The organism is Luteimonas granuli (assembly GCF_007795095.1).
Classification (GTDB): domain Bacteria; phylum Pseudomonadota; class Gammaproteobacteria; order Xanthomonadales; family Xanthomonadaceae; genus Luteimonas; species Luteimonas granuli.
In genome coordinates this window covers 614,765-625,483 of record NZ_CP042218.1, presented here as the reverse complement: position 1 = coordinate 625,483, position 10,719 = coordinate 614,765, and the positions used below count along the sequence as shown (strand labels likewise).

The 10,719-nt window shown below is 70.7% G+C and carries 9 protein-coding genes and 2 tRNA genes; all 11 read left to right on the top strand.

Features of this window, described 5'->3' with window-relative positions; genetic code table 11:
* The first annotated feature begins 17 nt into the window (after positions 1-17).
* The 11 genes from FPZ22_RS02780 to FPZ22_RS02730 all read left to right on the top strand — a co-directional run bounded on the left by FPZ22_RS02780 (position 18) and on the right by FPZ22_RS02730 (position 10,684).
* Entirely contained in the window at positions 18-512 is a 495-nt protein-coding gene (locus tag FPZ22_RS02780) for a CinA family protein (RefSeq protein WP_144890039.1), read from the top strand.
* Between the two features lie 16 nt (positions 513-528).
* The gene (locus FPZ22_RS02775; protein ID WP_144893873.1) at positions 529-2,211 is read left to right on the top strand and encodes an ABC1 kinase family protein; all 1,683 of its coding nucleotides are present in this window, start codon (positions 529-531) and stop codon (positions 2,209-2,211) included.
* 47 nt (positions 2,212-2,258) lie between these two features.
* Positions 2,259-2,903, top strand: a complete 645-nt coding sequence (lexA, locus tag FPZ22_RS02770) for a transcriptional repressor LexA (protein ID WP_144890036.1) — start codon at positions 2,259-2,261, stop codon at positions 2,901-2,903.
* Positions 2,904-3,120: 217 nt separating this feature from the next.
* Positions 3,121-4,224, top strand: coding sequence for a recombinase RecA (recA, locus tag FPZ22_RS02765; protein ID WP_144890033.1), 1,104 nt, complete (start codon positions 3,121-3,123; stop codon positions 4,222-4,224).
* 128 nt (positions 4,225-4,352) lie between these two features.
* Complete coding sequence (locus FPZ22_RS02760) at positions 4,353-4,787, top strand: regulatory protein RecX (RefSeq protein WP_246120900.1); 435 nt, start codon at positions 4,353-4,355, stop codon at positions 4,785-4,787.
* A 135-nt stretch (positions 4,788-4,922) separates the two neighbouring features.
* On the top strand, positions 4,923-7,622 hold the full coding sequence (gene alaS / locus FPZ22_RS02755; protein ID WP_144890029.1) for an alanine--tRNA ligase: 2,700 nt from the start codon (positions 4,923-4,925) through the stop codon (positions 7,620-7,622).
* Positions 7,623-7,757: 135 nt separating this feature from the next.
* Positions 7,758-7,970: a carbon storage regulator CsrA gene (gene csrA, locus FPZ22_RS02750; protein ID WP_144893871.1), complete on the top strand. Its 213-nt coding sequence runs from the start codon at positions 7,758-7,760 to the stop codon at positions 7,968-7,970.
* 72 nt (positions 7,971-8,042) lie between these two features.
* Positions 8,043-8,135 (top strand) — tRNA-Ser (locus tag FPZ22_RS02745).
* Positions 8,136-8,199: 64 nt separating this feature from the next.
* Positions 8,200-8,276: transfer RNA gene (locus tag FPZ22_RS02740), tRNA-Arg, on the top strand.
* A 205-nt stretch (positions 8,277-8,481) separates the two neighbouring features.
* Entirely contained in the window at positions 8,482-9,231 is a 750-nt protein-coding gene (locus FPZ22_RS02735; RefSeq protein ID WP_168198912.1) for a 4'-phosphopantetheinyl transferase family protein, read from the top strand.
* Positions 9,232-9,805: 574 nt separating this feature from the next.
* On the top strand, positions 9,806-10,684 hold the full coding sequence (locus FPZ22_RS02730) for a TIGR03013 family XrtA/PEP-CTERM system glycosyltransferase (RefSeq protein ID WP_281287424.1): 879 nt from the start codon (positions 9,806-9,808) through the stop codon (positions 10,682-10,684).
* Positions 10,685-10,719: the final 35 nt, after the last annotated feature.

The window sequence follows — 10,719 nt, the reverse complement described above, 5'->3', positions numbered from 1 at the left end:
CGACCCGGAACGACGCGATGGAAGCACCTGGCGACGCGGAGCTGGCACGGCTCGCCCACGACACCGGCACCCGGCTGGCGGCGAACCGCGACATGCTGGTGACTGCCGAGAGCTGCACCGGCGGCTGGATCGCGAAGACGGTCACCGACGTCGCCGGCTCCTCGGCCTGGTTCGACTGCGGCATGGCCGCCTACAGCTACGAGGCCAAGCAGGCGCTGCTGGGCGTGCGCCCGCAGACGCTGGAGGAACACGGTGCGGTCAGCCGCGAGACCGCGATCGAAATGGTGTCGGGCGCGCTGGTGCACTCCGGCGCCACGGTGGCGGTGGCGGTGACCGGCATCGCCGGCCCGGGCGGCGGCACCGCGGACAAGCCGGTCGGCACGGTGTGGATCGCCTGGAAGCGCCGCGGCGGCTATCCGCAGGCGGAGGTCTTCCATTTCGAAGGCGACCGCGACGCGGTGCGCAGGCGCACCGTGGCCGAAGCGCTGCGCGGCCTGGAGCGGCTGCGATGAGGCGCGCGCGGTGACCATGTTCGACACCCTTGCCGGCGTCCGCGACCTGGGACGGCTGCAGGAGATCGCCAGCGTCTTCGTGCGCCATGGCTTCGGCGATCTCGTGCGGCGCAGCGGCATGGCCGGCGTGCTGGAGCGGGCGGGACGGCTGCTGCACTGGGAGCACGCCGAGGAGCGGCTGGAAATGAAGCCTCCGCAGCGCCTGCGCTGTGCGCTGGAGGAACTGGGCCCGACCTTCGTCAAGCTCGGGCAGGTGCTGGGCACGCGCGTGGACCTGCTGCCGCCGGAGTGGATCGCGGAGCTGGGCCGGCTGCAGAACGCGGTCCCGGCCCTGCCCTGGGACGTGGTGCGGCCGCAGCTGGTGGAGGACCTGGGCGTCGAGCCCGAAGTGGCCTTCGCCCGGGTCGAAACGGTGCCGGTCGCCGCGGCGTCGCTGGCGCAGGCCCACCGTGCCTGGCTGCACGACGGCACCGCGGTGATCCTGAAGGTGCGCCGCCCGGGCATCGTCGGCGTGGTCGAGGCCGACCTGCGGCTGATGGCGCGGCTGGCCGAGGCGGCCGAATCGCAGCTGCCCGACCTGCGGCGCTACCGCCCGGTCGAGGTGGTGCGGCAGTTCCGCGATTCCCTGCGCCGCGAGCTCGACTTCGCCGCCGAGTGCCGCAGCGCGGAGCGCATCGCCGCGAACTTCGCCGACGATCCGTGCGTCGTGGTGCCGCGGGTGCACTGGCAGTGGACCTCGGAGCGGATCAACGTCCAGGATTTCGTCGACGGCATCCCCGCGGGCGACCTGGCCGCGGTCGACGCTGCCGGCCTGGACCGCGCCGCGCTGGCCCGGACCGGCAGCGGCATCGTGCTCGAGATGGTGCTCGAGGACGGCCTGTTCCACGCCGACCCGCATCCGGGCAACCTCTTCTTCCTGCGCGACGGGCGCATCGCGGTCATCGACTTCGGCATGGTCGGCCACCTGGGGGAGCGGCGACGCATGGAGCTGGCGCGCCTGCTGCACGGCATGGTGGTGCAGGACGCCGAGGCGGTGACCGACATCCTGCTGGACTGGAGCATCGGCGGCGACGCCGACGAGGAGCGGCTGGAGGCGGACACCGCGGTGCTCGTCGACCGCTACCGCGGCGTGGCGCTGAAGGACCTGCGCATGGGCACCATGCTGTCCGACGCCGCCGGCCTCCTGCGCAGTCATGGCCTGGTGCTGCCGCCCGACCTGGCGCTGGTGATCAAGACCTTCCTCACCCTGGAAGGGTTCGGTCGCCAGCTGGATCCGGACTTCGACATGGCCAGCGAGGCGCGGCCGTGGCTCGAAAGGGTGATGCGGCGCCGCTACGCGCCGTCGGCCCTGGCGCGGCGCGGGCGTCGCGGCCTGGCCGGGATGCTCGAACTCGGCGCCGAACTGCCCCGCGACCTGAGGCGGTTGATGCGCGCCGCGCGCGGCGGGCGGCTGGGCGCGCGCATCGACATCCCCACGCTGGAAGCATTCGGCGACCGCATCGACCGCGCGGCCAGCCGGCTGACCATGGGGGTGATCACGGCGGCGCTGATCATCGGCTCCTCGATCGTGATGAACAGCGTCGGCGGCGGCGCGCGCAACCAGTGGCTGATGGCGCTGGGCGTGGCCGGCTTCGTCAGCGCGGCGGCCGTTGGGATGTGGATCGTGTACTCGATCTGGAAGGGCGCCCACCGGCGATGATCCGCGGGCGTTGATCCTCGGACTGTTTGGTAGTATTACTACTAACCATGGAGATCACCGACACCCAGAGGGACATCCTCGCCCTGATCGCCGAACGCATCGCCGCCGAGGGCGTGCCGCCGTCGCAGGCCGAGATCGCGCGCGCATTCGGCTTCAGCGGCGTGCGGGCCGCGCAGTACCACCTGGAAGCGCTGGAAGCCGCGGGCGCAATCGAACGGGTGCCGGGACGCGCACGCGGGATCCGGGTGCTGCGGGCACCGGAGCCGCCGCAGGCGGCGATGGATCTTCCGGTGCCTGCCGCCGCCGATGTGCTGGAGCTCCCGGTCCTGGGCCAGGTCGCCGCCGGCGTCCCCATCGGCGCCGACATCGGCAGCGACCAGGTCGTGCTGATGGATCGCGCGTTCTTCTCGCCGTCGCCGGACTATCTGCTGCGCGTGCGCGGCGATTCCATGCGCGACGAGGGCATCTTCGACGGCGACCTGATCGGCGTGCACCGCACCGCCGACGCGCGCTCGGGCCAGATCGTCATCGCCCGCATCGACGACGAGATCACCGTCAAGCTGCTCAAGGTCGGCAGGGACCGGATCCGCCTGCTGCCGCGCAATCCGGACTACGAGCCGATCGAGGTCGCGCCCGGTCAGGACTTCGCCATCGAGGGCCTGTACTGCGGCCTGGTGAGGCCGAACCGGTGAACGCAGGCCTGCCGGGAACTGCGCACCGAGGCTCATGCGGGAGCGGCGACGGCCGCGATCTCCTTTCCCTCACCGGCGCGCGCGGCATGGCCCGCTGCCCGGACTCCGGTGCAGGCCATAACTTGGACCGGCGCCCGCAGGTCGCAGCCCCTGCGACCGCGCACCTCCACACTGCACCCATTCCCGAATTCCGCACTACGAGCTGAGGACCACCACGATGGACGAGAACAAGAAGCGCGCGCTTTCCGCGGCCCTGGGCCAGATCGAGAAGCAGTACGGCAAGGGCTCGGTGATGCGCATGGGCGACCGCGTCGCCGAGGTCATCCCGGTGATCCCGACGGGTTCCCTGCTGCTCGACGTGGCGCTCGGCATCGGTGGCCTGCCCAAGGGACGGGTGGTCGAGATCTACGGTCCGGAATCCTCGGGCAAGACCACGCTCACGCTGCAGGCCATCGCCCAGTGCCAGAAGCAGGGCGGCACGGCGGCCTTCATCGACGCCGAGCACGCGCTCGATCCCACCTATGCGCAGAAGCTGGGCGTCAACGTCGACGACCTCCTGGTCTCGCAGCCCGACACCGGCGAGCAGGCGCTGGAGATCGCCGACATGCTGGTGCGCTCCAATGCCGTGGACATGGTGGTGGTCGACTCGGTCGCCGCGCTCACGCCCAGGGCCGAGATCGAAGGCGAGATGGGCGACCAGCTTCCCGGCCTGCAGGCGCGCCTGATGAGCCAGGCGCTGCGCAAGCTCACCGGCAACATCAAGCGCTCCAACTGCCTGGTGATCTTCATCAACCAGCTGCGCATGAAGATCGGCATCATGATGCCGGGCCAGAGCCCCGAGACCACGACCGGCGGCAACGCGCTGAAGTTCTACGCCTCCGTGCGCCTGGACATCCGCCGCATCGGCGCCATCAAGAAGGGCGACGAGATCATCGGCAACCAGACCCGCATCAAGGTGGTCAAGAACAAGATGGCCCCGCCGTTCAAACAGGTCATCACCGAAATCCTCTATGGCGAGGGCATCAGTCGCGAGGGCGAACTGATCGACATGGGCGTCGACGCCCGGCTCGTGGAGAAGGCCGGCGCCTGGTACAGCTATGGCGACGAACGCATCGGCCAAGGCAAGGAGAATGCCCGCCAGTACCTCAAGGAGAACGTCGCGGTGGCCGAGCGCCTGGAGGCGGAGCTGCGCGCGAAGATGGCGCCGCTGGCGACCGCCGTCACCGAGGGTGGCGAAGGCGGCGGGGAGGCGGATGCCGACGTGGACGGCGACGGCGGCGGCGACGCTCCGGCGCCGCGCCGCAGGGGCGCCCGGGCCTGACGATGGTGATGGGCCGGGCAGGGAGGGGCCGCGAGCGTCGTCCGCGCGGTCCCGCCGACGGGGCCGCGGAATCCGGCACCGGGACCCCGCGCCGCCGTCGTCCCGAGCCGACGCCCGCGCAGCGCGCGATGGGCCTGCTGGTCCGGCGCGAGCACTCCCGCAAGGAGCTCGCGCGCAAGCTGGAGGCGCGTGGCGTGGAGGGCGACGAAGCCGCGGCCACCGTCGAGCGCCTGGCCGAGGCCGGCTGGCAGGACGACGAGCGCTTCGCCACCGGGCTTGCACGGCAGCGGGCGCTGTCCGGTTACGGGCCGCTCCGCATCCGCGCCGAGCTCTCCACCCACGGCCTTGGCGATGACGCGATCCGGGCCGCCTTCGAGGCCCTCGCCGAGTCCGGGGACGACGACTGGCTGGCCAGCGCCCTCGACCTCGTGCGGCGGCGGCACGGCCCCGGGGTCGCCGGGGACCCGGCCCTGCGCCGCAAGGCCGCCGATTTCCTGTTCCGGCGCGGCTTCGAGGGCGACACCGTCCGCGCCGCCACCGCGCTCGACTTCGACGAGGCGTGAAGGGCGGGCCGCGCCGCGCTGCGGAGCGCGGCCGCGGCCTGCTAACCTAGCGGGGACCCGAGCGCATGCGCCCGGCATCCGCGCTGGTTGCGGGCGCCGCGGGCACGCGCCCCCAACTTTTCATCACGCCCCCAGATGCCCGCTTCCGACATCATTCCCGCGCGCCCGACGACGGCCGAGATCCGCCGCGACTTCCTCGACTTCTTCAGCAGTCGCGGACACACCATCGTGCCATCGGCATCCCTGGTGCCGGCCAACGATCCGACCCTGCTGTTCACCAATTCGGGCATGGTCCAGTTCAAGGACGTGTTCCTCGGCGCGGAGAAGCCCGGCTATATGCGCGCGGCCGACGTCCAGCGCTGCCTGCGTGCCGGCGGCAAGCACAACGACCTCGACCAGGTCGGCTACACGGCGCGCCACCACACCTTCTTCGAGATGCTGGGCAACTGGTCGTTCGGCGACTACTTCAAGCACGACGCGATCGCCTGGGCCTGGGAGCTGCTGACCCGGGTCTGGAAGATCCCGGCCGATCGCCTGCTGGTCACTGTCTACCACACCGACGACGAGGCCTACGGGATCTGGCGCGACGTGGTCGGCGTGCCGGAAGACCGCATCATCCGCATCGGCGACAACAAGGGCGCGCCCTTCGCCTCCGACAACTTCTGGCAGATGGCCGACACCGGCCCCTGCGGCCCCTGCACCGAGATCTTCTACGACCACGGCGCGCACATCCCCGGCGGCCCTCCGGGTTCGCCCGACGAGGACGGCGACCGCTTCATCGAGATCTGGAACCTGGTGTTCATGCAGTTCGACCGCCAGCCCGACGGCCGGCTCGAGCCGCTGCCCGCACCCTGCGTCGACACCGGCATGGGCCTGGAGCGCCTGGCCGCGGTGCTGCAGGGCGTGCACGGCAACTACGAAATCGACCTGTTCCAGGCGCTGGTCGCCAAGGCGGCCCGGCTCACCGGCACCGCCGACCTCGACAACAAGTCGCTGCGCGTGATCGCCGACCACATCCGCGCCTGCAGTTTCCTGATCGTCGACGGCGTGCTGCCGTCGAACGAAGGCCGCGGCTACGTGCTGCGCCGGATCATCCGCCGCGCGTTGCGCCACGGATGGATGCTGGGCGTGCGCCAGCCGTTCTTCCACAGGCTCGTCGAAACCCTCGACGCGCAGATGGGCGAGGCCTACCCGGAGCTGCGCGCGAAGCGCGCCCTGGTCGAGCGCGCCCTGCTGGCCGAGGAGGAGCGCTTCGCCGAGACGCTCGACAGCGGCATGCGCATCTTCGACGAGCTCGCCGCGCGCAGCACCGGGACCATTCCCGGCGCCGATGCGTTCCGCCTCTACGACACCTACGGTTTCCCGCTGGACCTCACCGCCGACATGGCGCGCGAGCGCGGGCTGGAGGTCGACGTCGCCGGTTTCGATGCAGCGATGGAGCAGCAGCGCGAAACCGCGCGCGCGGCCGGCAAGTTCGGCGGCGGCGTGACCCTGCCGGCCGACCTGGTGGCGCGCATGGCGCCGACCGCCTTCCTCGGCTACGAGCAGCTGCAGGCCGACGGCACCGAGGTCATCGCACTCCTGCGCGACGGCCGTCCCGTCGACCGCATCGAAGCCGGTGAAGAGGCAATCGTCTTCCTCGACCGCACCCCCTTCTACGCCGAGTCAGGCGGCCAGGTCGGCGACACCGGCACACTTTCCGCGGGAGCGGCTGCGGGAACGGCGACAGCCGCGACAGGCGCCCCCGGAGCCGCCGGCTTCAGCGTCGAGGACACCCGCAAGTTCGCCGGCCAGTACCACGGCCACGTCGGACGCCTCGCGTCGGGCACGCTCGCCCTGGGCGACCGCCTCCGCGCCTGCGTCGATGCCGGTCGCCGCGGCGCCACCATCCTCAATCACAGCGCCACCCACCTGCTGCACGGCGCGCTCCGCGAGCGTCTCGGCACGCATGTCGCCCAGAAGGGCTCGCTGGTCGCGCCGGACCGCCTGCGCTTCGACTTCTCGCACTTCGAGCCGATCACCGCGGAGGAGCTGCGCGACATCGAGCAGCGCGTGAACGACGAAGTCCGCGCCGACCACGCCGTCGAGTTCCGCGAGATGGCGATGCAGGAGGCGATCGACGCCGGCGCCATCGCCCTGTTCGGCGAGAAGTACGGCGAGCGCGTGCGGGTGGTGAAGATGGGCGGTTCGGTCGAACTCTGCGGCGGTACCCACGTGGGCCGCACCGGCGAGATCGGCCTGTTCAAGCTGGTGTCCGAGGGCGGCGTCTCCGCCGGCGTGCGCCGCATCGAGGCCCTGACCGGACGCGCCGCGCTCGACCGCGTCGCGGAGGAGGAAGGCCGGTTGTCCGAGGCCGCGCGGCTGCTTGGCGGTACCACCGCCGAAGTGGGCGACAGGCTGCGCGCGCTGCTCGACCGGCAGAAGAAGCTGGAGCGCGAAGTCGAGCTGTTGAAGGCCCGTGCCGCCAGCAGCGCAACCGCGGACCTCGCCGCGACGGCGGTCGACGTCGGCGGGATCAGGGTGCTGGCGGCGCGCATCGAAGGGCTCGACGCCCGCGCCCTGCGCGATGCCCTGGATCGCTTCAAGCAGCAGCTCGGCGATGCCGTGGTGGTGCTGGCCGGCACCACGGACGGCCGCGCCGCCCTCGTGGCAGGGGTCAGCGGCTCGGCCCTGGGCCGGGTCAAGGCCGGCGAACTGCTGTCGCAGGTGGCCGCGCGGGTCGGAGGGAAGGGTGGTGGCCGGCCCGACATGGCCCAGGGCGGTGGCGAGGACGGACCCGCCCTGCAGGCCGCGCTTGCGGACGTGCCGGCCTGGGTGGCGGAACGCCTGGCCTGACCCGGCGGGGCGCCGTTACTTTTTTCATACACATGGCGGACGGAACGGCCGCTATCATGTCGTAAGCATCAGGGAAGGCCGCGAACCGTGGTCGTCCACGATAGGTCGGGCGGAGCCCGGACCATGGAGTTCTACATGTTGATTCTGACCAGGCGTGTGGGCGAGACCCTCATGATCGGCGATTCGGTCACCGTGACCGTGCTCGGCGTCAAGGGCAACCAGGTGCGCGTCGGCATCACAGCGCCCAAGGACGTTTCCGTCCACCGCGAAGAGATCTACCAGCGCATCCAGCGCAACGAGCCGGCGGCTACGTCGGCTGCGCCGGATGACGGGGAGGGCGCGGATTAGGTTTGCCGGCTGAAGGCCGACCCGGTATCCTTACGCCCCGCGTCGGCCCACGGCCCGCGCGATGCGTCACCCGGAGAGTTGCCCGAGAGGCCGAAGGGGCTCCCCTGCTAAGGGAGTATGGGGTCAAAAGCTCCATCGAGGGTTCGAATCCCTCACTCTCCGCCAGTTGCATGGCGGAACCCGATTGACCGGGGCCGCAAGCCTCTGCATAATTCCGCTTCTGCGCAACGCGCCCGTAGCTCAGCTGGATAGAGCACCAGGCTACGAACTTGGGGGTCGGAGGTTCGAATCCTTCCGGGCGCGCCATCGCATACCGCACAAGGGTCAACGGATTCGCGTCCGTTGGCCCTTCTGCCTTTCAGGGCCCCGATGCGCTGCCCGCCGCCGATCGCGCACCACTGTCCGCCGCCCGCGACGGTCGACGTTCCTCCAATGACCCCCACGTCGACGAAGAACATGGACCATCCCGATGGACGGGAGCCGAGGACGTTCACCTCCAGCACCGCGCGTGATGGACCTGCGCACGGCATTCCGCTCGTCGCTGCCCGGCTGGCCCGGGGATTCGCGGGCGCAGGTCCGGGTGGTGCTGTTGGCAACGTGCGATTGGCTTCCATGGCTGGCCGAGGCGTCGGTGCTGCTGGACGATGCCGATCGCGCGCGCGCGCGGCGACGGCGAGACGCCCGTGATCGCGATGAGCTGACCGTCTCCTACGCGCTGCACCGGCTGCTGGTCGCCGCACGCATGGACATCGATGCCGCCGCGGTGCCGCTGGTCCGCGATGCGCTTGGCTGCCCGAGGCTGCGCGGCACGCCGCTTTCCACCAGTCTCAGTCATTCGGCAGGCACGCTGGCTCTGGCGCTGGCGGAAGCCGGTCCGGTGGGCGTCGACATCGAGCCCGCCGACCGTGTCGGCGTGATGTCCGAGATCGCCCGGCACGTGGCGCATCCCGCGGAGATGGCGGCGCTTGCAGGTGCTTCCAGCGACGGGATCAATCGCCGCCTGCTGGAGATCTGGGTGCGTAAGGAAGCGCTGCTGAAGGCCGCAGGCGTGGGCATGGCCCGCGAGATGAGCACGTTCGCCGCGCCCGCGGGCAGACCGCTGCCGCTCGCTCCGGTCGGAGCGGAAAAGACCTGGCTGCAGATGCTCGACATCGGCGACGACTGGGTGGGTGCGGTGGCCGCACCGCCGGGTGCGCCGGTGGAGTGCATCCGGCTGCGTCCGCCTGCGGAGGTGTCCGTGTTTGCAAGGGCGGTGCGTTGACTGGCATGCGCCGCGATGAGGAGCGGACGCACACGCTCCCCAGGAAGGAAGCAGTTCATGAATGCGACGGCAGCAAGTCGCAAGGTACGCGCGCTCCGTGCGCAGTGGCTGGCGGAAACGCTTCTGATCGCCGCGGCGGTCGTGCTGGCAGCGAGGTTCGGATCCTTCGACCCGTCCGGGAGTCATCCGGCCCTCTTCGGCCAGGTCCCGCTGAGGGAGTTGCTTGTTTCCGCGTTCGTGACCGGCGCGATGTCGGCGTTCGGGCTGTACCAGGTGCATGCGAGGCACACCGGAATGGACTTCGTGCTGCGGCTGGTGCTGTCCTTCGCCTGCGCGGCGATGGCGCTGCTGGTGGTCTACCACCTCGTGCCGGCGACCCATATCGGACCGGGCATCCTGGCGCTCTCGCTCCCGCCGGGTCTGGTCGGCGTGCTGGGGCTGCGTTCGCTGGCCCGGCGCTGCTTCCGCGGCAACGCGTTCAAGCGCCGGATCCTGGTGTACGGCGCGGGCTGGAACGCCGACCTCATCAATCGAAGATTGCGCCGCATGTCGGACCGGAGGTCCCTTCATCGTAGTGGGGTTCGTGCCCGTGGCGGGCCAGCCGGCGGTGGTGCCGCCCGAACTCCAGATTCACACCACGTCGGGCGTCGCGGAGCTGGCGCGCCTGCTGCGGGTGGACGAGGTGGTGGTGGCCCCGGACGAACGCCGGGGCGGACTGCCCATGAACGAACTGCTGGGCTGCACGCAGCGTGGCATCGCGGTGTCGGACCTGTCGACGCTGTTCGAGCGCGAGGCGGGGATGGTCACCGTCAACGTGGCCGATCCGTCCTGGTTCGTGTTCTCCGACGGTTTCGACCAGTCCGCCCCGCGCCGGCTCAACAAGCGGTTCTTCGATCTCGCAGCAGCCTGCGTCCTGCTGCTGGTGGCTTGGCCGGTCATGCTGCTGGTGGCGCTGTGCGTCTGGCTGGAGTCCGGGGGGCCGGTGCTGTACCGGCAGACGCGGGTGGGTGAGAACGGACGCTGCTTTGAGCTGGTGAAGTTCCGCAGCATGCGCCTGGACGCGGAGAGCGACGGAGTCGCCCGGTGGGCGTCGCGGGACGACGACCGCAGCACGCGCGTGGGCCGCTTCATCCGCGCCACGCGGCTCGACGAGCTGCCGCAGCTGTTCAACGTGCTGCGGGGGGACATGAGCTTCGTCGGGCCGAGGCCGGAGCGCCCGCAGTTCGTCGACATGCTCAGCCGCGAGATCCGCTACTACAGCGTCCGCCACTGCGTGAAGCCGGGCCTGACCGGTTGGGCACAGCTGCGCTATCCCTATGGCGCGTCGGTGCGCGACGCCGAGGAGAAGCTGACGTTCGACCTGTATTACGTCAAGAACCAGGGGATCGTTTTCGACCTGATGATCCTGCTGCAGACGGTCGAGGTCGTGCTGTTCCGGCGCGGTGCGCGGTGATGCCTCGCGGCCTGCATTCACGCATTTCCACGGAC

Coding starts and splice junctions, on each gene's coding strand:
- FPZ22_RS02780 (WP_144890039.1), top strand. CDS start 18: ATGGAAGCACCTGGCGACGCGGAGCTGGCACGGCTCGCCCACGACACC.
- FPZ22_RS02775 (WP_144893873.1), top strand. CDS start 529: ATGTTCGACACCCTTGCCGGCGTCCGCGACCTGGGACGGCTGCAGGAG.
- lexA (WP_144890036.1), top strand. CDS start 2,259: ATGGAGATCACCGACACCCAGAGGGACATCCTCGCCCTGATCGCCGAA.
- recA (WP_144890033.1), top strand. CDS start 3,121: ATGGACGAGAACAAGAAGCGCGCGCTTTCCGCGGCCCTGGGCCAGATC.
- FPZ22_RS02760 (WP_246120900.1), top strand. CDS start 4,353: ATGGGCCTGCTGGTCCGGCGCGAGCACTCCCGCAAGGAGCTCGCGCGC.
- alaS (WP_144890029.1), top strand. CDS start 4,923: ATGCCCGCTTCCGACATCATTCCCGCGCGCCCGACGACGGCCGAGATC.
- csrA (WP_144893871.1), top strand. CDS start 7,758: ATGTTGATTCTGACCAGGCGTGTGGGCGAGACCCTCATGATCGGCGAT.
- FPZ22_RS02735 (WP_168198912.1), top strand. CDS start 8,482: ATGGACCTGCGCACGGCATTCCGCTCGTCGCTGCCCGGCTGGCCCGGG.